The sequence below is a fragment of the Pseudomonas sp. fls2-241-TYG-175 genome, from assembly GCF_030209155.1.
Taxonomy (GTDB): domain Bacteria; phylum Pseudomonadota; class Gammaproteobacteria; order Pseudomonadales; family Pseudomonadaceae; genus Aquipseudomonas; species Aquipseudomonas viridiflava.
The window spans coordinates 1-24,249 of sequence record NZ_JARVSO010000025.1 but is presented as its reverse complement, the minus strand read 5'-3'; the positions used below and the strand labels follow the sequence as shown (position 1 = coordinate 24,249).

The 24,249-nt window shown below is 59.3% G+C and carries 23 protein-coding genes; 12 read left to right on the top strand and 11 right to left on the bottom strand.

The features are described from left to right. The first annotated feature begins 92 nt into the window (after positions 1–92). The 3 genes from flgM to QRN20_RS17950 all read left to right on the top strand — a co-directional run bounded on the left by flgM (position 93) and on the right by QRN20_RS17950 (position 1,751). On the top strand, positions 93–404 hold the full coding sequence (flgM, locus tag QRN20_RS17960; RefSeq protein ID WP_025995187.1) for a flagellar biosynthesis anti-sigma factor FlgM: 312 nt from the start codon (positions 93–95) through the stop codon (positions 402–404). A gap of 50 nt (positions 405–454) precedes the next feature. Further along, positions 455–922: a flagella synthesis protein FlgN gene (locus QRN20_RS17955; protein ID WP_004880702.1), complete on the top strand. Its 468-nt coding sequence runs from the start codon at positions 455–457 to the stop codon at positions 920–922. An 82-nt stretch (positions 923–1,004) separates the two neighbouring features. Next, on the top strand, positions 1,005–1,751 hold the full coding sequence (locus QRN20_RS17950) for a flagellar brake protein (protein ID WP_025995185.1): 747 nt from the start codon (positions 1,005–1,007) through the stop codon (positions 1,749–1,751). A 97-nt stretch (positions 1,752–1,848) separates the two neighbouring features. Here the strand turns inward: QRN20_RS17950 and QRN20_RS17945 are convergent, their stop codons facing one another. From QRN20_RS17945 to QRN20_RS17935, 3 genes are all read right to left on the bottom strand, one after another. Continuing rightward, positions 1,849–3,261: an MFS transporter gene (locus tag QRN20_RS17945; protein WP_217667727.1), complete on the bottom strand. Its 1,413-nt coding sequence runs from the start codon at positions 3,259–3,261 to the stop codon at positions 1,849–1,851. Between the two features lie 53 nt (positions 3,262–3,314). After that, positions 3,315–4,556: a glutamine synthetase family protein gene (locus tag QRN20_RS17940; RefSeq protein WP_162868380.1), complete on the bottom strand. Its 1,242-nt coding sequence runs from the start codon at positions 4,554–4,556 to the stop codon at positions 3,315–3,317. 204 nt (positions 4,557–4,760) lie between these two features. After that, positions 4,761–4,940 carry a hypothetical protein gene (locus QRN20_RS17935; RefSeq protein WP_127051617.1) on the bottom strand — a complete coding sequence of 60 codons (180 nt, stop codon included), beginning with the start codon at positions 4,938–4,940 and terminating at the stop codon, positions 4,761–4,763. Between QRN20_RS17935 and vioA the strand changes: the two genes are divergently transcribed. The 3 genes from vioA to QRN20_RS17920 all read left to right on the top strand — a co-directional run bounded on the left by vioA (position 4,939) and on the right by QRN20_RS17920 (position 10,378). Continuing rightward, on the top strand, positions 4,939–6,057 hold the full coding sequence (vioA, locus tag QRN20_RS17930) for a dTDP-4-amino-4,6-dideoxy-D-glucose aminotransferase VioA (protein ID WP_004880695.1): 1,119 nt from the start codon (positions 4,939–4,941) through the stop codon (positions 6,055–6,057). The genes QRN20_RS17935 and vioA overlap by 2 nt on opposite strands. Then, on the top strand, positions 6,057–6,782 hold the full coding sequence (locus QRN20_RS17925) for a methyltransferase domain-containing protein (protein ID WP_122583100.1): 726 nt from the start codon (positions 6,057–6,059) through the stop codon (positions 6,780–6,782). The genes vioA and QRN20_RS17925 overlap by 1 nt, the downstream gene beginning before the upstream one ends. A gap of 74 nt (positions 6,783–6,856) precedes the next feature. Beyond that, the gene (locus QRN20_RS17920; RefSeq protein ID WP_285360896.1) at positions 6,857–10,378 is read left to right on the top strand and encodes a glycosyltransferase; all 3,522 of its coding nucleotides are present in this window, start codon (positions 6,857–6,859) and stop codon (positions 10,376–10,378) included. Positions 10,379–10,467: 89 nt separating this feature from the next. Here the strand turns inward: QRN20_RS17920 and QRN20_RS17915 are convergent, their stop codons facing one another. The 7 genes from QRN20_RS17915 to QRN20_RS17885 form a co-directional block, all read right to left on the bottom strand. Continuing rightward, complete coding sequence (locus QRN20_RS17915; RefSeq protein WP_004880688.1) at positions 10,468–11,490, bottom strand: ketoacyl-ACP synthase III; 1,023 nt, start codon at positions 11,488–11,490, stop codon at positions 10,468–10,470. After that, the gene (gene vioB, locus QRN20_RS17910) at positions 11,490–12,131 is read right to left on the bottom strand and encodes a dTDP-4-amino-4,6-dideoxy-D-glucose acetyltransferase VioB (RefSeq protein WP_025995178.1); all 642 of its coding nucleotides are present in this window, start codon (positions 12,129–12,131) and stop codon (positions 11,490–11,492) included. Before vioB ends, QRN20_RS17915 begins: the two co-directional genes overlap by 1 nt. Next, positions 12,128–12,889 (bottom strand): SDR family NAD(P)-dependent oxidoreductase, encoded by a 762-nt coding sequence (locus QRN20_RS17905; RefSeq protein ID WP_029242781.1) that lies wholly within the window; start codon positions 12,887–12,889, stop codon positions 12,128–12,130. The genes vioB and QRN20_RS17905 overlap by 4 nt, the downstream gene beginning before the upstream one ends. A 52-nt stretch (positions 12,890–12,941) precedes the next feature. Beyond that, complete coding sequence (locus tag QRN20_RS17900; RefSeq protein WP_004880682.1) at positions 12,942–13,151, bottom strand: acyl carrier protein; 210 nt, start codon at positions 13,149–13,151, stop codon at positions 12,942–12,944. Positions 13,152–13,402: 251 nt separating this feature from the next. Beyond that, complete coding sequence (locus tag QRN20_RS17895; protein ID WP_096766707.1) at positions 13,403–14,098, bottom strand: sensor histidine kinase; 696 nt, start codon at positions 14,096–14,098, stop codon at positions 13,403–13,405. Continuing rightward, positions 14,095–15,696 carry a tetratricopeptide repeat-containing response regulator gene (locus tag QRN20_RS17890; protein WP_004880679.1) on the bottom strand — a complete coding sequence of 534 codons (1,602 nt, stop codon included), beginning with the start codon at positions 15,694–15,696 and terminating at the stop codon, positions 14,095–14,097. Before QRN20_RS17890 ends, QRN20_RS17895 begins: the two co-directional genes overlap by 4 nt. Before the next feature lie 352 nt (positions 15,697–16,048). Further along, on the bottom strand, positions 16,049–16,723 hold the full coding sequence (locus tag QRN20_RS17885; protein WP_004880677.1) for a TIGR04211 family SH3 domain-containing protein: 675 nt from the start codon (positions 16,721–16,723) through the stop codon (positions 16,049–16,051). 465 nt (positions 16,724–17,188) lie between these two features. Between QRN20_RS17885 and ppnN the strand changes: the two genes are divergently transcribed. Further along, a complete protein-coding gene (gene ppnN, locus QRN20_RS17880; protein ID WP_043306574.1) occupies positions 17,189–18,562 on the top strand; it encodes a nucleotide 5'-monophosphate nucleosidase PpnN in 1,374 nt (457 codons plus the stop codon). A gap of 49 nt (positions 18,563–18,611) precedes the next feature. Here ppnN and QRN20_RS17875 read toward each other — a convergent pair whose 3' ends face one another. After that, on the bottom strand, positions 18,612–19,481 hold the full coding sequence (locus QRN20_RS17875; protein WP_029242778.1) for a helix-turn-helix domain-containing protein: 870 nt from the start codon (positions 19,479–19,481) through the stop codon (positions 18,612–18,614). A gap of 148 nt (positions 19,482–19,629) precedes the next feature. On the opposite strand from QRN20_RS17875, the gene pobA reads away from it, so the two are divergent. The 5 genes from pobA to QRN20_RS17850 form a co-directional block, all read left to right on the top strand. After that, positions 19,630–20,814 (top strand): 4-hydroxybenzoate 3-monooxygenase, encoded by a 1,185-nt coding sequence (gene pobA, locus QRN20_RS17870; protein ID WP_122435354.1) that lies wholly within the window; start codon positions 19,630–19,632, stop codon positions 20,812–20,814. 351 nt (positions 20,815–21,165) lie between these two features. Further along, positions 21,166–22,491, top strand: coding sequence for an MFS transporter (locus tag QRN20_RS17865; protein WP_122429093.1), 1,326 nt, complete (start codon positions 21,166–21,168; stop codon positions 22,489–22,491). Between the two features lie 167 nt (positions 22,492–22,658). Continuing rightward, the gene (locus QRN20_RS17860) at positions 22,659–23,009 is read left to right on the top strand and encodes a DUF6152 family protein (RefSeq protein ID WP_025995170.1); all 351 of its coding nucleotides are present in this window, start codon (positions 22,659–22,661) and stop codon (positions 23,007–23,009) included. Next, positions 23,009–23,503 (top strand): DUF6644 family protein, encoded by a 495-nt coding sequence (locus QRN20_RS17855; protein ID WP_025995169.1) that lies wholly within the window; start codon positions 23,009–23,011, stop codon positions 23,501–23,503. The genes QRN20_RS17860 and QRN20_RS17855 overlap by 1 nt, the downstream gene beginning before the upstream one ends. A gap of 304 nt (positions 23,504–23,807) precedes the next feature. Further along, positions 23,808–24,249 (top strand): contractile injection system protein, VgrG/Pvc8 family (locus QRN20_RS17850; protein WP_285360888.1); only part of this gene is annotated, 442 nt, incomplete at its 3' end.

Genomic DNA, 24,249 nt, shown 5'->3' with positions numbered 1-24,249 from the left:
CTATTTGAGAAGCTTTATCACGACGAGCCTAAAGTTTTATCGGGGATGGCCGAAAAAAGGGCAAGCGTCCAAACACCCAGAGGTTTTTTATCATGGTCATAGACTTTAATAACCGTATCAACGGTGCGCAGTCCACACCCCGCGCCAATGCCGTAAAAGAAGCAGGCAAGACCGAAGCAGCCACACCTGCCAGCAGCACTGCAGGCGTAAAAAGCACAGGGGAAACCGTTTCACTGAGCAACGAGGCTCAACAGTTGCAGAAAATCACTGACAAGCTCGCCGATCTGCCGACCGTCAACAGCGCACGCGTTGCTGAACTCAAGCAGGCCATCGCTGACGGTACTTACACAGTGGACAGCAACCGCGTTGCCAGCAAGCTGCTCAATTTCGAAACCCAACGCTAAGCCCGAGGCTCGCGCTGGATATTCTGGACGCTTAAAAACCAGAGCATGCGATGCAAGACACTACTTTGCTTCAGATGATCACCGACGACATGGTTCCGACCAGACAGCTGCATGAGCTGCTGCAGGCGGAGTCACTGATCCTTCAGGGTCGCGACATGGGCGAGATGGAACATGTACTGGCGCAGAAACAGGCGCTGGTGATTCTGCTCGAGCAACATGGCCGCCGTCGCAGTCAAGTGCTGACAGGACTCGGGCTACCCTCTAACAGGCAGGGGCTTGAGCAACTGGCCAGCCATTCGGACATCGGCGAGCAATTGCTTGCAGCCGCCGACGAGCTGAACGCGCTGATCGCTGAATGCCAGACGCTCAACGAGCGAAATGGCAGCCTTATTCAAATGCAACAGGTGAGCACTGCCCACCAGCTTCGCATTTTGAATGGAGGGGATACGCCGACCCTGTATGACAGTCGCGGTTCGACTGCCGGAAGAGCAAGACCACGCCCCCTCAGTCAGGCGTAACTTCCTGTATAAAGGTTTCGTGCGTAGTGGCAGAATGCCCGCTGTTGCGTTGCCGTAGTATTTTGCCTGGAGATGTAAGAACGTGAATGGCTCAAGCGCGGATGATGCTCCGCAGCCCCCGAAGGTTTTGAATACACCTTTGGAAATCGCCGCTAACCTGCGGTTACTCCTCGAAAGTCATGATCCGCTGATCATTACTTTCCACGAGCGCGCCCAGCGCTTTCAGAGCTACGTTATCGAAGTCGACCGAGAGACCAACGTCCTGGCGCTCGACGAAATGATCCCTCGCGACGGCGAACGATTCCTCACCAATGGCGAGTCCTTCCGGGTAGAAGGCTTTCACGACGGCGTGCGTATCGCCTGGGAAAGCTCGGAACAGATGGACATCGTGGACAACGACGGCCAGCGCCTGTATCGCGGGCCGCTGCCAGAGGAAGTCATCTATCACCAGCGTCGCAACGCTTTCCGGGCCGCGCTCAAGCTTGCGCAACTGGTCGATATCGAAATCGGCGGCGATAAACTCAAGTCGCCACTCAAGGGCAAGCTGCTGGACATTTCGGCAACCGGCTGCAAGCTGCGTTTCGAAGGCGACCTTTCCGAGCGCATGCAACTGGGTCAGGTATACGAGCGCTTCATCGCCAGACTGCCTTTCGGCGCAATGACCGCCCCGGTGGAGCTGCGTTACCTGCATTTCGAGGAAAGGGTTCACACTACCTTTGCCGGCGTGCGCTTCCACAACATGAGCGGGCTGGTGCAACGTCAGGTTGAACGCTTCGTGTACCAGCTGCAACGTGAAGCCCGGCGCTTCGACAAAGACGACGACTTCTGACAGAACGTGCGTCTAAAGTGATTGCGGTAACTTCTACCGCAATCACGCAACACCCTCTTGATTCCCCTTGCAAACCTCCCCCAATTCCGAAAACCGATCAGGCCTTCCAGGTTTCCTCTTCGCGCTCTCGCTCGCCGTCTGCTGCGTGCCCGGTCTCGGCAACCTGCCCTTCTGGCGCTGAAGCGTGCTCGGCTACCGGTTCCGGTTCCGGCTCCAACTCAGGCTCAGGCTCAGGCTCAGGCTCGACAGTGGTTTGCATCTGATCCTGCACGACCTGTTCGTCCACACGCGGGTCAAGTGCCACGACAAGAGGCGAACTGGACATGCTGTCCGGCATGGCCACGTGGTGCAGCGGCGCATTCTCGACCTGGTGCAGGTGCGTAACGGCCTTGGGACGAATCAGCAGCATCAGTATGGCGCCAGCGCCGCAGACGAACACGTACAGCATGTGCCCGCCGAACATTTTCATGATCACACCTGCCGCCAGCGGACCGATGCTTGCGCCGATCCCGTAGGTCATCAGCAGCATGGCAGTCAGCGATACGCGCCGCTCGGCCTCGACATGGTCGTTGGCGAACGCCACGGCCAGCGGGTACAGACAGAACTGCATCAGCGAGGCCAGAAAACCCACACCGAACAGCACTTCCACCGGCACGCTGGGGAAGACGGCAAGCGGCAGCGACGCCACGAACAGCGCTGCGGCGAACACCCGCATCAGTACCGAACGATCATAACGGTCGGACAGCAGGCCCAGCGGCCACTGCACCAGAAACCCCGCCAGAATGCAGCAGCCCATGAACAGACCCACCTGCTCGGTGGTCAGCCCCTGCTCCGCTGCGTAGACCGGCGCCAGACCGTAGAAGGAGCCGATGATCAGGCCGGCGCCCAGCACCGCCGTCAGCGACTGCGGCACCCGCTTCATGAAGAACAGAGGTTCGAGTGGCGCGGGATGCAATGGCGCAGGGTGAATGGCGCGGGTCATGGCAACCGGCACCAGACACAGCGCAAAACACAGGGCCACCAGCATCAGCAATTCAGGCCCCAACTGCGGATGGACCACCAGCACCAGCTGCCCCAGCACCAGCCCCAGGTAGGACGCGATCATGTATCCGCTGAACACCATGCCCCGCTGTTTGGCCGCGGCCTGCTCGTTCAGCCAGCTTTCGATGACCATGTATTGACACATCATCCCCAGGCCGACGATGACCCGCAGAATCAGCCAGGCAGGCAGCCAGGTGATCAGGCCATGCCCCAGCACTGCCGCACCGACGATCCCTGCACAGGTTGCATAAGCCCGAATATGGCCGACCCGGCCGATCAGGCGGTGGCCGATCTTGCCGCCCAGCACCAGGCCGAAATAGTTGGCCGCCATCAAGGCGCCGACCCACAGGCTGTCCACCTGATCGGCAGCCAGGCGCAGGGCCAGATAGGTGCTCAGCAGACCCGAGCCGATCAACATCATCAACGAGGCAAAATACAGCGCTCGAAAGGACTTCCAGATTTGGCGCATCGACATTCCAAAATACGGAGTCGCCTGAACAGGCGAGCCCGAAACAACGTTCTTTAAATCTGGGCAGCCAGTACGCGCCGTTCCCAGGGGGTAATTTCATCGAGAAAGCTGGTCAGTTCCAGGGTCTTCGACGCAATGTAGCCTTCGATGAATTCATGACCAAACAGTTCCTTGGCAGGATGACTGCATTTCAGACGCTCAAGAGCGGCCTGCAAGGTACACGGCAACGTCAATTCTTCCGGCACCTGAATCTCGCCCTGCACGGCAGCCGTCGGCTCGATGCCCCGTTCGATCCCGTACAGCCCCGCCGCGAGGCTGGCAGCGATGACCAGATAAGGATTGGCATCGGCACCCGGCAGACGATTCTCGACGCGCCTGGCCGACGGTGCACTGGCGGGAATTCGCAGACCGGCGGCGCGGTTGTCATAGGACCAGCAGGCGTTGTTGGGTGAAGCGAACGGATGGAACAGACGCTGGTAAGAGTTCACGTTCGGCGCGAACAAGGCTGTGAAGTCTGCCATACAGGTCTGCAGCCCACCGATGAAGTGCCTGAACGTCGGCGTCGACTGGCCGTCCTCGGCGCTGAATACATTACGACCGGACACCGCATCCACCACGCTCTGGTGCAGGTGCATCGAACTGCCGGGCGTGTTAGCCAGCGGTTTGGCCATACAGACCACAATGACGCCATGTTTGAGCGCCACTTCCTTGAGCAGGTGTTTGAACAGAAAGGTCTGGTCGGCCAGCAGCAACGGATCGCCATGCAGCAGGTTGATTTCAAACTGACTGACGCCCATCTCGTGCATGAACGTATCGCGTGGCAGGCCCAGCGCCGCCATGCAGGCGTACACCTCGGTGAAGAACGGCCGCAGCCCGTTGTTTGAACTGATGCTGAAGGCCGAGTGCCCCAGCTCGCGCCGACCGTCCAGCCCTACAGGCGGCACGAACGCCTGAAGCGGATCCGGATTGGGGGCAAATACGAAGAACTCGAGTTCAGTGGCCACCACCGGTGTGAGGCCGTACTCGTCATAGCGGGCAAGTACGGACTTGAGCTGACCGCGTGTCGAAAGCGCGCAGCTGGTACCGGTCAATTCATCGGCGTCGCAAATGGCCAGTGCACGTGGCTGATCGCTCCATGGCAGACGATGCAGCTGCGCAGGGTCGGGGACCAGCGCCACGTCACCATCATCACTGCCGTAGAAACGCGCCGGTGGATAACCGCCCATGATGCATTGCAACAGCACGCCACGCGCCATCTGCAATCGCCGTGCTTCCAGAAATCCTTCGGCGGTCATGACCTTGCCACGCGGTACGCCATTGAGGTCCGGCGTCACGCATTCCACTTCGTCAATGCCCGTCAGTTGCTGTGCAGCCGAACGGGCGTCATTGCGCTTCATTGCTCAATCCTTGCTGAGAGTTAAGGCCATCCTGCGGCAGTGCCTACAAAATACGCAACGGGCGTTCGGGAGATCAAGCGCTGAAACATAGCGTGAGACCGCTCACAAACCGAACCCCTCAAACGGCTCAAACTGAACTCTTGGCTGGTTTTTTGCTTTTATCCAAGTCAAAACAGTTTGGCCGCCATTTTTATGTCGATCGCCTGTGCGTGACGCGCCATGCGCCTTAAAAATGACCTGTCGAACGGCAATCTTCTGCGACACGTGTTGAGAGCTTTTCATGAGCGCACCGATTCCCGTCACACGTCCCCTGCTGCCGCCCCTTGAGGAATTCATTCCCTATCTCGAGCAGATCTGGGACAGCCACCAGCTCACCAACGGCGGACCGTTCCACCAGCAGCTCGAGAAAGAGCTGGCCAGCTATCTGGGCGTTCAACATCTGTCGCTGTTTTCCAACGGGACCCTGGCCTTGATGACCGCCATCCAAGCGCTGCGGATCAAAGGCGAAGTCATCACCACGCCCTACTCGTTCGTTGCAACCGCGCACTCATTGCTGTGGAACAGCCTGACGCCAGTGTTCGTCGATATCCAGCCCGGCACCTACAATCTGGATCCGGACCGCATCGAAGAAGCCATCACGCCGGCGACTACCGCCATCATGCCGGTGCATTGCTACGGCATCCCGTGTGACGTCGACCGTATCCAGCAGATCGCCGATCGCTATGGCCTGAAGGTCATCTACGATGCCGCCCATGCCTTCGGCGTGCAGCATCGCGGTGAAAGCCTGCTCAGACATGGCGACCTGTCGATCCTGAGCTTCCACGCCACCAAGGTCTTCAACACCTTCGAAGGCGGCGCCATCGTCAGCCCGGACCTGAAGACCAAACAACGTATCGACTACTTGAAAAACTTCGGCTTTGCCGACGAAGTCACCGTGGTTGCGCCAGGCATCAACGGCAAGATGAGTGAGATCAACGCAGCGTTCGGCCTGCTTCAGCTCAAGCACATCGATCAGGCACTGATCAGGCGCCAGCGTATCGACGAGCTGTATCGTGCTGCGCTGGCGGCGATCCCCGGTATCGATATCGTCTGGCAGAGCGCCGAAAAACATAACTACTCGTACTTTCCGGTGCTGGTACGCGAGACGTTCGCCGTGTCACGCGACGCGCTGTATCAGCGAATGCGTGATCAGAACATTCTGGCCCGCCGCTATTTCTACCCACTGATTTCGACGTTCCCGATGTACCGGGGTCTGGATTCGGCCAAGCCGGAACGCTTGCCGATCGCAACCGGCCTGTCGAATCAGATCCTGTGCCTGCCTATTTACGACAGCCTGACCGATGAAGCTTTCGACAGCATCATCAATGTCATCGTCGCTGCCAGTAACGAGAACCGCTAATGCGAACGTGTCCGGTCTGCTCCTGCCGATTTCCGAATTTCTACCCGATGGACAGAGGTCATCTGGAAATTTTTCACCGTTTGAACGTGTTCTACAGCGTGGCCGATTTCGAAACCCTGAACGTTGGTCAATACAGTTGCCCTGAATGCCAGGCCTCGGACCGGGATCGGCTTTACGCATTGTTTGCCATGCACCTGCTGAACAATCCGCCGGGACAACCCTTGCGCATTCTCGACATTGCGCCAGCCGTTGTGCTGTCGAAATTCCTGCGCAGCCTGCCCAACGCCCGCTATCGCTCTGCCGATCTGTTTTCGCCGCTGGCTGATGATGTCGTCGACATCATGGACATGCACATATATGCCGACGAGTCCTTTGATTTCATCGTCTGTTCGCATGTTCTGGAGCATGTGCCCGATGACCGCAAGGCCATGTCCGAGCTGCATCGGGTCCTGGCCAAGGGCGGCTCTGCGATCCTGATGGTGCCGATTCTGCTGACCGCGACCGACACCGAAGAAGACCCCGACGAGTCCAGCGTCGATGAGCGCTGGGCGCGCTTCGGTCAGGACGATCATGTGCGGATGTACGCCAGGCATGACTTCGTTTCGCGTCTGGAGGCGTCCGGTTTCAAGGTCGATGCGCTGGGTTCGGAAGCATTCGGCGAAGGCGTATTCCGGCAGCACGGCATTACTGATCAGTCGGTTCTGTATGTGGGCCGCAAGGCCTGACGACAGCAGCCGATCATGGATGTCGACCGGCGTGCCCGGTGGGCTCTCAACACTTCTTCACATGTGGTATTGCGATGAGTTCTTCACGCCTGGTCAGTATTGTCATTCCTGCTTACAAACCTGCTTTTTTCGAAGCGGCGCTTGCCAGCGCGCTGCGTCAGAATCACGACGACATCGAGATCATTGTCACTGACGACTGCCGTGACGACGGCATCAGGGACATTGTCGAAAAACTCAGGCCGCAGAGTCGCTGGCCGATTCACTACAGCAAAAATGACACGCCACTGGGCGAGCCTCACAACATTGCGCTTGGCGTGTCACTGGCACGCGGCGATTACATCAAATTTCTCTACGACGATGACATCCTGCTCACCGACTGCGTGCGCCTGATGTTCGATGTCATGCATGACAGCCCTGATATCAAGATCGTGTCAGCGACACGAAAACGAATCGACGCCAGCGGTGCGATGCTGGCCGACAACCTGTACACGGCTTACCCATTCGGCAAGAACGTGGTGCTGAACGGCCCGGAGCTGGTGTCCTTTCTGGCCCAGTATCCCGTCAACTTCGTGGGTGAACCGAGCGCGGTCATGTGTCGCCGCGAAGACCTGCTGGCCTTCGGTCAGGACATCATGTCCCTGAATCAGTTGCTGATCTGGGGGCTGGGCGACCTGGCGATGTACGTCAAACTGCTGCGTCAGGGCAATCTGGCAATGCTTGCCCGTCCCCTGTCCTATTTCCGCGTCTCCGAACAACAGAGCAGCGAGGCGTTCAGAAAAGACCCTACCCTGCCTCGCGAAGGTCACGCCAACTTCCATCGAATTCCCGGCGAACTGGGCTGGATCCGACCCGACGAACTCAATGGCAAGGTCAGGATTGCGCCACTGACCCAGCGCGACAATGTTCAGGACATGGACCTGCTGGGCTACTTCGACAGAAGGTCCCAGGCCACTGTTCGTAACACCCGCGTTGCCAACTGGCTTGGGCAGCGCAGGCCCACGCCCGCTCAGCATGCCCTCCTGCATGAACACTTACAGCAGCACAACGGTGGGCCGCCGATTGCCATCGTCGTTTCCGATTTCGATCAGCAGGCCGAGCGAGTGCTGAGTACGCTGCAAAGCATGGCGTCCGATGCGCCTCTGCTCGACAAGCTCAAGGTTTTCGTACTGGCCGACTACGACCGCGAGCAGCAGACACCGCTTCAGGCCCAGTTGCCCTGGCGGGAGGCGAGCCTGGAAAACCGTGCCACGGTCATCAACGAGCTGATGCAGGAACATGATCACGACTGGTGGATGCTGGTAGACGCAGGTACCACCTTTACCCCGAGCGGCCTGCTATGCGCCGTCATGAAGATGATCGAAGCGCCACACGCCTGCGCGGTCTTCGGTGACGAAGTGACCCTGCATGCTCAAACAGGCGCTCATCTGGTCTTTCAGCCAGGTTTCAGTCTGGATTACCTGCTGGCCTGTCCGTCGGCCACCAGCCGCAACTGGCTGTTCAACCGCGAAAAAGCCCTGGCGGTAGGCGGCTTCGATCCAGGCCACGCTCAGGCTACCGAGCTCGATCTGATACTGCGCCTGATCGAAGATTCAAGCTTTACCGAATTCGTCCATGTAGCCGAGCCGATTGCCATCTCGCCACTCTGGCAAGCGCAGGACAATTATGATGAAGCGCGTACGCTGCAACGACATTTGCTCGCGCGCGGCTATGCCGACGGCCAGGTGCATGCGCTGGAGTCGGGACGTTACCGGATCGAATACGGCCACGCCTATCAGCCGCTGATCACGATCCTCGTCACCTCTCAGGACCAACTGCAGACGCTGCTGCCCTGTGTCGAAAGCATTCTGGAACACACGACTTACCCGTTCTACGAAATTCTGATCTGCGACAACAACAGCCAGTCGGCGCAGACCACCGAATGGCTGAGAACACTGGAGTCGATGCAATCGGAGCGCATCCGCGTCCTACACCACGAGCAGACGCTGAGCCCATCGGCACTGTTCAATGCCGCCGCCAACCACGCTCGGGGCGACTATTTGCTGATGCTCGACAGCAACACCCTGATCGTTCAGCCGGACTGGCTCGAACAACTCCTCAATCACGCGCTGCGTCCTGAAGTAGGCATCGTGGGCGCCAACATCATTTCACCCGACAGCAAAATGGTGGAAGCCGGGATCATCGTGGGGATCGATGGTACCGCCGGGGCGATCACCGCCGAAGACGCGGCGACCTGCGCGAGCTTCGCGCTACGTCTGGAAACCGATCAAAACTACAGTGCCGTCAGCGGTTCCTGCCTGATGATTCGCAAGTCAGTGCATGACGAGATCGAAGGCCTGGACGAACACCTTTTTCCTCTGCATTTTCGTGATGTAGACCTCTGCCTGAGGGCTCGCAGCGCCGGACACCTGGTCGTCTGGACGCCGCATGCCATCGTTGCCCTGCGTCCTGACGAGTCACAGCCCGACGCCGAAGCGATAGATTTCGCGACACGTGCCCTCGCCCATCGCTGGCTGCATTACATGGCTTGGGACCCGGCCTACAGTACCCAACTGTCCCTGACAGAGCGTTTTGTCACCCAGAACAATCCGCAATTGAGCTGGCGGCCGTTGACGCATCGCCCGCTGCCGGTGGTGCTCGTGCAACCCGGTGATCGTGGAACCGCCGGCGATCGGGTCGGCGCGGTCCTTCACAGTCTGCGTGCAGGGCTTGCAGTGGACGGCATCCTCAGCCACACACCGTTGCCGCTCGTGGAGATCGCCAGACTCAGCCCCGATACCGTCGTTGTGCAAGGTCCGATCAACGATGGCCTGGTCGCCAGCATCAATGCGATCAAGGATCACACCCATGCTCGAGTCATCTACGATCTGCCGCACTACCCGGCGTACGCCGAGATCGACAAGACCGCAGTACCTCTCGCTGCGATTGAAGCCTCTCTGCGCCACGGCCTGGGACGTGCAGACCTGATCACTGTCCCCACGAGAGCACTGGCGTATCTGCTGGGCGACTCGCACCCCAACGTTCAGGTCATCGAAACCCGGCTGGCGTCAGATTCATGGCTGAATCTGCAAAGCCAGCGCCAGACCCGTCCGAAACCTCGCGTCGGCTGGGTCGGCACGGCGGGCGAACTGAGCGATCTGTTGATCCTGACGGAGGTCATCAAGGCGCTGGCGGACCGTGTGGAATGGGTCGTCATGGGGCCATGTACGCGCTGGCTGCGACCTTTTATCCACGAACTGCGCTCGCCTGTAGAAGGAGCGCTGCTCCCAGGGATGCTGGCCGGTCTTAACCTTGATCTTGTACTCGCGCCCGCCGAGTCCAATCGGGTCAACCAGAGCAAAGGCCCGGTGGCCTTGCTGCAATTCGGCGCCTGTGGCTTTCCGGTCATTTGCAGCAACGTGCTGAGCGTACCTGAAGAGCTGCCCGTTACGCAGGTGGGTAACGAGACCCAAGCCTGGATAAGTGCCATCGAAGAGCACATCGAGCAGATGGATACCTGCGCGCAAAGGGGCGACGCCTTGAAGCAGGCTGTCATTGAACGCTGGATGCTTGACGCTGATCACCTGCAAGCCTGGCGCAACGCCTGGGTGGGCGGCTGATCGGCAAAAGGCTCACTAAAAAGGCCCTGCGTCAGTGGTATGACGCAGGGCCTCGAGCCAGCCGTAACACAGAGTGCGATCTGTAGCGCTTACCAGTGTATGACGCACGCGCCCCACGAATAACCCACTCCGAAGCCGACTGCCGCAACCCGATCACCGGGTTTGAGCGCCCCCTTGTCCAAAGACTCTTTCAGCGCAATGGGGATGGTGCAGGACACCGTATTGCCGCAGTGCTGGAAGGCGGAAACGAACTTGTCGACAGGCAATTTCAGACGTCGACGCAGGGCATCCAGCATGAAGTGATTGGCCTGATGAAACACGAACAGATCCATATCGGCCACCGCCAGTTCGTCATCGAACAACGAAGCGAACAACTGCGGTACGCGCGTCATGGAAAACTCGAAGATCGCCGGGCCGTTCATGTACAGATTGGCGTCGGTACGCACGTTACCGTTGTCGTCCTCATGGGTTTCAGGCTGAGGATTCTGCGCCGAAGGCCTGCGTGCGCCGCCGATGGGCACAATCAGGTTCTCGGCCCCGGAGCCATCGCTGCCATAACGAAAGCGCTCCAGAAACGGCCCGCCCTCGGCGGCGCTGATCAGGGTAACGGCCGCAGCATCGCCGAACAGGGTACGAACACTCTTGTCCTGCGGGTGAATGTAGCGGCTGTAGGTCTCAGCCGTTACCAGCAATACATTCCGGCATTGGCCTGACTCGATCAACCCCTTGGCAATGCCAAGCCCATAGATGAACCCTGAGCAACCCTGATTGAAATCGAAGGCGGCGCATTGGGTGGGCAACTGCAAGCGATGCTGCAGGATGCAAGCCGTGGCGGGCAACACGTAATCGGGACTTTGCGTGCAATAGATCAGCGCGTCTATCTGGCTGCGCTGAATGTCCCCTTTGAGGAACAGCTTCTCGCAGGCACGAAAGGCAAGGTCGGATGCGGTTTCATCCTTGTCGATGATATGCCGTTCGCCGATACCGGTCTTGGCGAAGATTTTCTCGACGTCCCACTCGGGAAATTCCCGGGCCAGCGTTTCGTTGTCCAGTGAATGAGCAGGCAGTTCATATTCTATGTCCACGATTCTGGCATGAGACTTCATGAGCATTACCCCGAGATACGTTTGGCGGGTACACCGAATACTGTAGTGCCTGCGGCCACATTGCGTATTGCAACACTGCCCGCTCCGACTACAGCCTGTTTGCCGATTCTGACCCTGGGCAGGACACTGGCATGTGTGCCCATGAAAACGCCCTCTTCCAGCACCACTCCACCGGTAATGTCGCAATGTCCGCTCAAGGTGGAGAAATCACCGATGTCTGCGTCGTGTCCGATCAGGCAGCCGATATTGAGGGTCACGAATGCACCGATCCGAAGGTCGACCGTCAGCACGGTTGAAGGGCAGATGACCGTGCCCTGACCCACCACGACATTCTCGCCCATGATGACCGAGGGATGGATCAGCGTGAAAAACCGGCAGCCCCTGGCGAGCAGTTTTTCCACCACAGCGCGCTTCCCCTGAGGCGAGCCAATCGCGCAGACCAGATACTCGTCAGGCTTCGGCTGGTAGCCGTCCACGGTTGAAACGACCGGCGGGTAATGATCGAAACGCTCGGTGGAGCCGGGTCCATCGTTGATGAATCCAGCGATGTGCCAGCCCGGATTCAACGCGACCCAGTCCGTCAGCCACGCGTGCACTTCACGCCCGAAAGCGCCGGCACCGACGATAAGCAGGTTTTTGGCATTCATTGGGCCAGATACCCTCCGTCCACGACCATCGACGTGCCGGTCACCCAGCGAGCCGCCGGAGACAGCAGGTAATTGACTGCGTAGGCGATATCCAGCGGCTCACCGAAACCCAACGGGTGCTTCTGCTCCACAGCCTTCATGGAATCGGCACCCACCAGATCCTCGAGCGTGCGGGTCATTTCGGTTCTCACCACACCCGGCGCAATCGCATTGACCCTGATTCCGTCGCGGGCCAGCTCCAGCGCCGCAGCGCGGACCATTGACTCAACCGCACCCTTGCTGGCGCAGTAAGCCATCAGGGAAGGCTGGGCAGCCTGAGCCATCACCGACGAGAGCAGCACGATGCTGGCACCCTGAACGAACACCCCTTTCTGCCTGAAGGCCTTGACCAGCGAAAAGCCGGAGGTCACGTTGGTGGCGAATACCGTCTCCCACTGCTCGAGTCCCAATGCCCGAATCGGCATAGGCATCTGCACGCCAGCAGCATGCACCAGCCCGTCAAAGGGCGCGTAGGTCCTGGCCAGGTTGCGCATCCAGCCTGAAACAGCAGCACCCTCCAGCAGATCGAAAGGCTCGACCCCATGACCTTCGCCATGGAGCTGAAGCCTTGTCGCTTCAAGGCGCTCGGTATTTCTGGCCACCAGCACCACGCGCGCGCCCTGTTGACTCAACCAGATCGCAACCTGGCTGCCGATACCGGAAGAGGCACCTGTCACCATCACCACTTTGCCGCTCAGTGAAAAAGGACTACTCACCACCCAACATTCCCCTTGAGGGCCGATTCATACGGTTTGAAAAGAGACTGACGACTTACTTCTCTGTGACGAGATCGATCACATCGTCCACCGTCTTGCAGCCGTTGAGACGATTGGCCGCCAGGGTCTTGCCCAGATGTTCGTCGGCCAGCGACATGAAGGTCAGGACCGCAATGGAATCCCAGTCAAGGTTCTGGCCCCGGCTCAGACTGCCTTCGTCTGCTTCCATCGCTTCTTCGATCAGCCTGAGTACTTTGTCTTCCATCTCTATGCTCCCGGACAGCCCGCTATTGAATTGATTTTGCGAAGACCAAAGCCGACGCCTGAGAGCGATATAGCAATAATCGAACCAAGCTGTTGAACAGATGAAGGTGCCGTGAATACGGGGTTTCAGTAGGCAGGAAGCAATACGCGGAGGCCTGAAAGCCAAAAAGATGACGCTCAAGGCCTCGGTGATTCGACGCGGGCACCGCGCGCTGCGTCAATATAATGAAGAGGTGCGACTGCTTTTTTCGCTCAGGGCAGATAGATGCTGAACATCGCGCCGCCCAGCACGCCGCCGTTGGCGATCTCGATCCGCCCCTGGATGCCGTTGCGCACATGCAAGCGGGCAATGTGTGCGGCAAAGTAAAGGCCCAGGCCGGTGCTGCCTGTGCCCTGATTGATGCCCTGCACGTAATCGGTCTGGCGCTCGATCAGGTAAGCCGGGTAACCGGGGCCGTCGTCATTGATGGTGATCTTCAACTGACCGTCTTGTTCAGCGACGCTGATCGCCAATTGCTCGCGGGCAAAACCGATCGCGTTGACGATGATGTTGCCCACCACCGAGCCGACCAGTTCGCGGTCGAAAAACCCAAGTGGGCTTGCATCCGTGATATCCACCCGAGCGGCGATACCGCGACTGGCCAGCACCTCCTGATGATGCGCCAACTGTGCTTCGATGAAATCGTCCAGCTCGTGATAATCAGGGCGCAACGGCAGCTGGTTGACCCCGAGTTTGTACAGGCCCAGCAACTGCACCAGCATGCCGTTGAGGTTGGCGAACTCGTACTCGATCACCCCATGCTCCGGGGTGTCGCGTTGCTGGACGGAGAGCTTCGCCAGCCATTCGCTGTGCGCCTGGGTCAGCGTCGCCAGCGAGTTCTTCATGTCGTGCACGGTGGAAGCAATCACCATGGAAAAATCGAGTCCCTGTTGCTGCTCTTCGCTCATGCGCCAAACGCCCTTTCCCTGAGTTTCTGATAACGCTCATAACGTGAATCGCTGTCCGGGATCATGCCGACCATTTTCAGGCTGGCGCGGCATTCCTCGAGTCCCGCCTGCCCGAGGTTCTGCCCCGGATGCAGCAGCGACTGCGCCATGTTCAGCGCGATACTGATGTTCTTGGGCTGCAAGGCCAGGGCACGACGGAAATGCTCCTGCGCCTCCGGCAGGTTGCCCGCCTTGTAGCTGCGCACGCCCTGCAGGTTGAAATCGATGGCGGCCTTGTTGGCACCCAGAATGGCGGGATCGTCGGTCATGCTGGCCACGCTTTTCATCACAGCCGGGTCATCACCATAGACTTCCGCGCAGTTTTTCAGCACGCCCGCGCCCGCCTCTTCCTGACCCAATTGCTTGAGCTGTGACGCCACCAGCAGGGCTGCGTCGGCACTGAGGAACTGCTCCATGCCTTCAAGCCTGGCCATCGCCTGCTCGGTGAGCTTGGCGGCGGTTTCCGGGTCCGAGTGCTGCAGACTGGCGGCTTTCATAAGGCGCGTGCGCACTTGAAGACCTTCGTCGTTGGTGTGTTCCTTGGCCACATCGCCCAGCGCGTTGTTGATCTCGACACGCGTGCGCGCATCCAGCCCCTGGTCGCCGCCCTTGCTGATCAGGGCATGAGCCAGACCCAGGTTGGTTTCCGGGTCCTTGAAACGTGAATGCGCACCTTGGGAAACGGCCTGACGAAAGGCCTTGGAAGCGCTTTCAAAATCTTCGTTGCCCATCGCCAGCTTGCCCAGCATCTTCTGGCGACGTACCGCCAGCGGCGAGAGGCGCACGGCGTTCTCCAAGGCACTTTGCGCACGCTTGGCATCGCCGCGAGTGACGAGCACCTCGGCGAGGCCATCGTACAACGCAGGCATGGTCGGAAAGGCCTTGATCGCCTGTTCGTAAACGGCCTCCGCCTCGGTGACCTTGCCGCGTTTGAGCAGCAGACTGCCCAGCGCGGCATACGCCCAGGGCGTGGCACGGTCGGCCAGGATGGTCCTGAGAAACGCTTCCAGCGGCTCGTTCTGTTTCAGATCACGCAGCGCATCGGCCTTGTAGCGCAGACACAACGGCGCATAGCGCGGATCCTGTTCGATCAGTTTGTTGCACGCGACCAGCACTTCGGCGGGCTTGCGACGGTCCAGCGCCTGCAGAATCGGCTTGAGCAGGTTCTTGCGCTGCACCAGCTTTTCCAGACGCTGGGCCAGGCCTGCGCGGTTGAACGGCTTGGTCAGGTAGCCATCGGGCTCCCACTCCAGGGCGCTCATGACCATTGCCTGACTGTTCTCGGCGGTGACCATGATGAAAACGCTTTCGTAGCTCAGCAGTCGCTCGACCATCAGGTCTTCCAGCACCTGTTGACCGTTCTTGCGGCCATCGCCCAGATTGAAATCGTGCAGCACAAAGTCATAACGCTTTTGCGAGCACATGCGCAGGGCCTGCTCGCCGGAGTCGGCGGTGTCCACTTCCTTGACGCCCAGCTCACGCAGCATCGACCGCACCGAACTGCGAAAGTCGGAGAAGTCATCAACGATAAGAAAGCTTTTTTGGTTGTACGCCAGCATCCGGATTCCTACACAGGAGAGGGTGAAAATATAAGACCCAAGGCCTGAACGACTTTTCCAGGTCCAGCATCGATGCGCATGTTAACTAATGGCAACATGCCACATATAGCCCTGATCGCTCTATCGCGTGATTCAGTTCAGGGCAACAGCCAGTTTTTCGACCACTCAGGCAGAAACTATAGAGCGAACATCGACTTCGCGACTGATTGCATCGAGGACAGGCAGGATTTTTTGCGAGGCGGATCAAAAAAGCAGGAGCGCAGAGGCTATTACAGAGACGCGAGTCACATCGCAGGATTGCCCTGCACCGCAGCGCCCCGATACTCGAGGGCTGCGGCATGCGGATAGAGCGTTACACCCAGCCGTCGTTCTTCTTGCGGCCACGGGTCAGGGCCGGCAGGATCAGACCAACCAGCAGTCCAGCGCCAGCAATGCTGCCACCGTAGACCATGTAGCGCATCATCACCTGCTTGTTCTCGTCACCCAGGCGGGCCTGAGTGGAACGCAGCTCGGCCTGTGAGTCAGCCAGTTGATCGTTGAGGGTCTTGGTACGCGCTTCCAGTTCATCAACCAGCTTCTTGCGCGCATCCAGAGTTTCCTGCATGCCTTGCACGCGGGTTTTCCAGGTGTTGTCGATGCCGTTCAATTGTTCGGTCAGTTCTGCGACCTGCTGGGTCAGCTGCGGCACCCGCTCGGCCTGGCCAGGGACTTCCTGCAGATCACTGCTGGGGATCCACACGGTGCTGCCCCCCTCGCCTCGCACCTGGCTGAAATTGCCCGAGGTGCTGAGCAGTTCCACTTTCTGCCCGGACTTGAGCGTGCCGACAATGCGATGCCCGTCAGTCGGACCGCTGCGCACGTAGGTGGTCAGGCTGTCACTCACCCAGCGCTCGCTGTCCGCCGCCTGAGCGGTAATGGGTGTAAGAACGCAAAGCACGGCGCCCAGCAGACCGGTGCCGAGGAGATGACGCGAAGCAGTGAACAGGCCAGGGGCACGAGAAAGCAGTGCTGAAAGATGACGAGACATGGCAATGATTATCTTTGTCTGGAATGAAAATAAAGCCCCGACGTACGGGCCGGCTAAGGATGGATCTGGCGAGCGGCAAATCAATTGCAACTCCTGCCTGGACGGGCTGTCTGCCTATCAGGCGCGTTGAAAAACGCCTGCAATCCTTTATATCGGCAGCCACTTCCACAGGCTGTCCAGAGAGTCCATTAGCTAACAGACCCTGTTAAATGGGTCAGGTTCACTATTGGCCCGCTTGTGCGTCAAAATTCAGCCGCATGGCGTTTCGATCAAGTGCCTGCTTTATATGACTTTCAGTCCCTCAGACGACGCCTGCACCCTCGAATACGCAGCAGGCGAGGCCCGGCGTTTGCATTCGCGCCCAAGTGCTGTAGAAAATACCGTCAGGCGTGAACGTCTTCGATGCTCACCATCCTGATGCGCAGGCCCTGCCGCCTCGACTGCATCGCTCTAATGGAAAATAGAATGATCCCAAGACAAGTGATTAACGCCACGGTAAGCCCAAAAGGCAGCCTTGAAACCCTGTCCCAACGCGAAGTCCAGCAGCTCAGCGCTGCGGGCTCAGGCAGCACCTACACCCTGTTCCGCCAGTGCGCCCTGGCCATTCTCAATACTGGCGCCCATGTCGATAACGCCAAGACCATTCTTGAGGCCTACGAGAACTTCGAGGTCCGCATTCATCAGCAGGACCGTGGCGTGCGCCTGGAGCTGCTCAACGCTCCGGCCGATGCCTTCGTCGATGGCGAGATGATCGCCAGCACCCGCGAAATGCTGTTCAGCGCCCTGCGCGACATCGTCTACACCGAAAGCGAACTGGACAGCCAGCGCATCGACCTGAGCAACTCTCAAGGCATCACCGATTACGTGTTCCACCTGCTGCGCAACGCCCGTACCCTGCGCGCCGGTGTCGAACCGAAAATGGTGGTGTGCTGGGGCGGCCACTCGATCAACACCGAAGAATACAAATACACCAAGAAGGTCGGCCACGAGCTGGGCCTGCGCAGTCTGGACATCTGCACCGGCTGCGGCCCCGGTGTCATGAAAGGCCCGATGAAAGGCGCGACCATCGCTCACGCCAAGCAACGGATCGTCGGTGGCCGCTACCTGGGCCTGACCGAGCCGGGCATCATCGCCGCCGAAGCGCCGAACCCGATCGTCAACGAGCTGGTGATCCTGCCGGACATCGAAAAGCGTCTGGAAGCCTTCGTGCGCGTGGGTCACGGCATCATCATCTTCCCTGGCGGCGCAGGCACGGCCGAAGAGTTCCTGTACCTGCTGGGCATCCTGATGCACCCGGACAACAAGGACGTGCCGTTCCCGGTGGTCCTGACCGGTCCGAAGAACACCGAACCATACCTGCAACAACTGCACGCATTCGTCGGCGCCACACTGGGCGAAGAGGCGCAGCGTCATTACCAGATCATCATCGACAACCCGGCAGAAGTCGCGCGTCATATGGCCAAGGGCCTTAAAGAGGTGCGTCAGTTCCGTCGCGAGCGCAACGATGCGTTCCACTTCAACTGGCTGCTGAAGATCGAAGAGAGCTTCCAGCACCCGTTCGATCCGACCCACGAAAACATGGCCAGATTGCAGCTCAACCACGACATTCCGTCTCATGAGCTGGCGGCCAACCTGCGTCGGGCCTTCTCCGGCATCGTGGCGGGCAACGTCAAGGACAAGGGCATTCGTCTGATCGAAGAACACGGCCCGTACCAGATCCACGGCGATCCATCGATCATGCAGCCGCTGGACAAATTGCTTAAGGCTTTCGTCGAGCAGCACCGCATGAAGCTGCCGGGTGGCGCAGCCTATGTGCCGTGCTACCAGGTTGTGACCTGACCGTTCGATAAGGCGGACGGACAACGGGGCGCTCTGAAGCGCCCCGTTTTCATTTCTGCTGGCGGAACTGGCTGGGTGACTGCCCGGTGGCACGCTTGAAGAATCGGGAAAAATAGGCCGGTTCGGAAAATCCCAGGCTGTCGGATACCTGATTCACCGTCATGGTCGTGTAGACCAGATTGCGCTTGGCTTCCAGCAGCAGACGCTGGTTGATGATCTGCAACGCCGACTGGCTGCACAGCCGCCGACACAGCGCATTCAAATGCGCCGCGCTGAGCCCCATGCGCTGCGCGTGCTGCTCGATGGACCAATGTTCACGGAAGCTCGCTTCCAGTTGATGCATGAACACCTGCAAATGCTCGCGGCCGCGATCCAGCACCTGACTGTCATCACCCCGCTGCTCGCTCCCGCGTCGGCTGAGCCAGACCATCAGCACGTTGATCAACGACTGCAGCATCAGATCGCGACCCGGCTTGCGCTGGCGATACTCGCGGGCAATCGCGCTGAACAGCGTGTCCACGTAGACGCTGTCGTCGCCCAGAACATGACAACGCGCCGTACCGATGGCCGAAATATCCAGCGCCGCTTCCAGTTGCTCCACCAACGGCCGCGCCAGGCTGAGAATGTGCCCCTGAATATCCTCGGCAAACTTGAAGGTGTGCACGCTGAGCGCGGGCACCACTTGCAGCGACGGCGTATCGACCTGGTGCACCACGTCTTCGACCTTCAGCACCGCGCGGCCGGACTGGACGTACAGCAACTGAACCAGGTCACCATGGCGATGAGGCTTGATCTCCCATTCATGCATTTTGCTGCGCTCGGGAATCGATTCGCAGTGGATCAGGTCTGGCGTAGGCCACGCTGTGGTTTCGCCGTAAAGCTTGAAAACGGGAACGGAAACAGGCGCTGTTCTGGGCATCATTCAATCCTCGCCAGACCCTCGAAAAGTCCAGGTAATGTGCTGGATATTGCCTTCTTATCCCGCTGGCATCCATTAAAAATGCAGGAGACAAAAACAAACACATCCCGCAAGCCATGGCTGGCAGGGATCACAGAAGGTCATCTCCATGAAAACCCAAGTCGCCATCATCGGCTCAGGCCCGTCCGGACTGCTGCTGGGCCAGTTGCTGCAACGTGCCGGTATCGACAACGTCATCGTTGAACGCAAGAACCCCGATTACATCCTTTCCCGCATTCGTGCCGGCGTGCTTGAGCAGGGCATGGTCGATCTGTTGCGCGAAGCCGGTGTCAGCGAGCGCATGGACGCTGAAGGCATGATCCACGACGGTTTCGAGCTTGCCTTCGACGGGCGCTGCGAACGCATCGACCTGAAAAGCCTGGCCAATGGCCGAACCGTGATGGTCTACGGCCAGACCGAAGTGACCCGCGACCTGATACAGGCCCGCTCTGCGTGCGGTGCCATGACGGTCTACGACGCCGAAGACGTCCAGCCCCATGACCTCAAGACCGACCGACCTTACCTGACGTTCGTCAAAAATGGCGAAACCGTGCGCCTGGACTGTGACTACATTGCCGGATGCGACGGCTTCCATGGTGTGTCACGGCAGGCGATCCCGGCCGAGGCACTGAAGGTCTTCGAGCGCGTCTACCCGTTTGGCTGGCTCGGCGTGCTGGCCGACACCCCGCCGGTCAACGACGAACTGGTCTACGCCAACCATCCGCGCGGCTTTGCGCTGTGCAGCATGCGTTCGGCGATTCGGACGCGTTATTACGTTCAGGTCAGTGCAGATGAACGCGTCGAGGACTGGTCGGACCAGCGTTTCTGGGATGAACTCAAATCGCGCCTGCCTGCCCATCTGGCCGAACGTCTGGTGACGGGTCCGTCCATCGAGAAAAGCATCGCCCCGCTGCGCAGCTTTGTGGTTGAGCCGATGCAGTATGGCCGCCTGTTCCTGCTCGGCGACGCTGCGCACATTGTCCCGCCCACCGGCGCCAAGGGCCTGAACCTGGCCGCCAGCGACGTGAGTACGCTGTACCGCATCCTGCTCAAGGTCTATCAGGAAGGCCGCACCGACCTGCTGGAAAAGTACTCGCAGATCTGTTTGCGCCGTATCTGGAAAGCCGAGCGCTTTTCCTGGTGGATGACCTCGATCCTGCACAACTTCCCCGACACCGATGCCTTCAGTCAGCGCATCCAGCAGACCGAACTGGACTACTACGTCGGCTCCGAAGCCGGACGCAGGACCATTGCCGAGAATTATGTGGGGCTGCCTTACGAGGCCATCGAGTAAGGGGCGCTTCAAATTGATGACCTGCCCGCTCTCCACATAGACAGGCATCCCGGACGCGGACCGTCCTGAGCTGCATTCCCACGCGGAGCGCTCATCGTATACATAAGTCTGCCTCAACACTGATCGTGCCCATCGCTCCGCGTGGGCATGCCGCCCGTGACGCTCCGCGTCACACATGCTGCAGACTGGCGCAATCAAAAAGCCATGCACTGCCCAGTCTTTTGTGCAACCACACAACACCCACCCGCCTCAGCCGTGCAAAGCCCCAAAGCGTTTTATCTGCAGGCTCCCTATGATCGGGAAGCCCCCGGCAAGCTGCATAAAAATAACAAGCTCTGAGGAACTGACGCCATGTCCAACTCTCCGGTTCGCGAGGTTGGCGACGCTGACGGCAATCATGTCTATCGTCGCATCACCCTGCGCCTTATCCCGTTCATCTTCATCTGCTACCTGTTCAATTACCTTGACCGCGTGAACGTCGGTTTCGCCAAGCTGCAGATGCTCGACGCCCTGAGTTTCAGCGAAACGGTCTACGGCCTGGGTGCCGGTATCTTCTTCATCGGCTACGTGCTGTGCGGGCTGCCCAGCAATCTGGCGCTCAACCGCTTCGGCCCAAGGCGCTGGATCGGGCTGATGATGATCACCTGGGGCATGTTCTCCACCTGCCTGCTGTTCGTCACCACGCCAGTCGAGTTCTACGTGCTGCGGTTCCTGACCGGCATGGCCGAAGCAGGTTTCTTCCCCGGCATCGTCCTCTACCTTTCGCGCTGGTACCCGAACCAGCGACGCGGCCGGATCATGGCCTTGTTCATGTCGGCGATTCCGGTGTCCGGCTTACTGGGCGGACCGTTCTCCGGCTGGATCCTCAACCACTTCGCCGCAGGCCAGGGCGGTATGGCGGGCTGGCAGTGGATGTTCCTGATTCAAGGCCTACCGACCGTTGCGCTGGGCGTGCTGGCGTTCTTCCTGCTCTGCGACAAGGTCGAAGACGCACACTGGCTGACGCCCGAGCAACGGCAACGGGTCAAGACCGACATCACTCAGGACGAACTCAATCGCCCGGTGCACGGCAAGAGTTCGGTGGCTTCGGTGCTGACCATGCCCTTTATCTGGATTCTGGGCTTCATTTACTTCTGCATTCAGAGCGGCGTCTACGCGATCAACTTCTGGCTGCCGTCGATCATCAAGAGCCTGGGTTTCAGCGATGCGCTGGTGATCGGCTGGATCAGCGCGGTGCCCTACCTGATGGCGGGTGTGTTCATGCTGCTGGTCGGCCGCTCCGCGGACCTGCGTGACGAACGCCGCTGGCATCTGGTCGTGCCGATGCTGATGGGCGCAACGGGGCTGATCATCGCGGCCAACTTTGCCAGCGTGCCACTCGTGGCCATTCTCGGCCTGACCATCGCCACCATGGGCGCGTTGACCAGCCTGCCCATGTTCTGGCCGCTGCCGACCGCCCTGCTCAGCGCCAGCGTTGCGGCGGGCGGCCTGGCCCTGATCAACTCGATCGGGCAGATGGCGGGCTTCCTCAGCCCCTACCTGGTGGGCTGGATCAAGGACCAGACCGGCTCCACCACCATGGCCCTCTATTCGCTGGCAGCGCTGACCATCGTCGGTAGCCTGGTTGCCTTGCGCATCAGCCGTCAGTCGGCAGCGAAGGTCGGCGCGACGGCCTGAGTCTCTTCCAACCGATCACGATTTCCACGGTAACTGACTACCGTGGAAGTCCCGGATTTCCATCCGTCGGAGAGATAGCCTGGTGCGTCGCCCTTTTCGTTTCAGCTGATTCACTTGTCTGCATCGACTTGATGTCATCCCATCGTCCTTGCAGGAGAAACCGTGCCATGAACCTCATGCACAAGAGCCTCGGCGTGTCCCTTTTGATGGTTGCGACCGCCGCCTTCGCCCACCACGGCTGGAGCGAGTACGACACCGATAAGCCACTTGAGCTGAGCGGCACCATCACGCAAAGCGGATACGCCAACCCTCATGGTTTCATTCATCTCAAAACCACCGACAAGACCTGGACCGTGGTGCTGGCACCGCCCTCGCGCATGGAAAACCGCGGGCTGACTCCGCAAATGCTGGCAAACGATACGCAGGCGACCGTCGTCGGCTATCAGAATCGCACCCGGTCTGAAGAGGTGAGAGCCGAGCGCATCACCATCAACGGCAAGACCGTCGAGCTTCGATGATGGCGGTCGTCAACGACGGCTCATGGCTGGTCTGGCTGGAAGCGTCACCCCTCGGTCAGGCCATGCGTAACGAGATCTGGCTTTACCCAATCATGGAAGTGCTGCACATCGTCGGTTTTACCGTGCTGGTCGGCTCGGTGATCCTGTTCGACCTGCGCGTGCTGGGGTGGTCGAAGGACATCCCGATTACCGCGCTGGCGCGCCATCTGCTGGTCTGGGCGCTGGCGGCACTGCTGCTGATCGTACCCGCCGGGCTGATGATGTTTGCCGCCCACCCCGATGAGTTCGTCAACAACGGTGTGTTCATTCTCAAACTGTGCCTGATCGCAGGGGCCGGCACCAATGCCACGCTCTTTCATGTGGGCGTCTACCGCTCGGTGACGCACTGGAATACACGGCTGGCCACACCCTGTGTCGCCAGATTTCATGCCGTGCTTTCAATCGCACTCTGGATCGGCGTGGTGACCTGCGGACGACTGCTCGCTTACACCTGAAACTGTCGTGGTTCTAGGCCCCTTGGGCTCATCTGCTGATGCGCAACTTATTGCACAGGCGTGACTGATAAGGCCTGGTCCGAGCCATGCAGGCCAATGCGATTGGCCCGCTTTGCAGACATTTGCGCAGGTGCGCAATACCTTGCGCGGAAAACACCGAAAAATTGATCAAAAAACAATCAAATCATTCTCCTGCAACTTCTATCCCTTTGTTTTTATGGGTTAAAAATAATCAGGCACGTATCTTGTTATAGGCATCTGTATTCGATGGGCGCGGTTGCCTGTTGGTACAGAGGAATTCGGGATGTCTGCCCACCAGACTTGTTTCACGCTCAACCTTGATGACATCGATCATGGCTTTCAGGTGCTCGCCTTCAAGGGCCACGAAGCGATCAGTCAGCCGTTTGCCTTTACGCTGGAGCTGGTCAGCGAGTCGTCAGGACTGGATCTGGAAAGCCTGCTGAACAGACCTGCCTTTCTGCAGTTTGCACCCGACAACAGTGGTATTCACGGGCTGATCGACCGTGTCGCCCAGGGCGATTCCGGGCAACGCCTGACCCGTTACTCGGTCACCCTCCGTCCGCATCTGGCTCGCCTCGGCCACCGCACCAACCAACGGATCTTTCAGCACCGTACGGTGCCGCAGATTATTGCCCGGATACTGGAAGAGCATGGCCTGCTGGCCACCACTTATCGCTTCCAGCTCGCCAGCGTCTATCCCGAGCGCGAGTACTGCGTTCAGTACC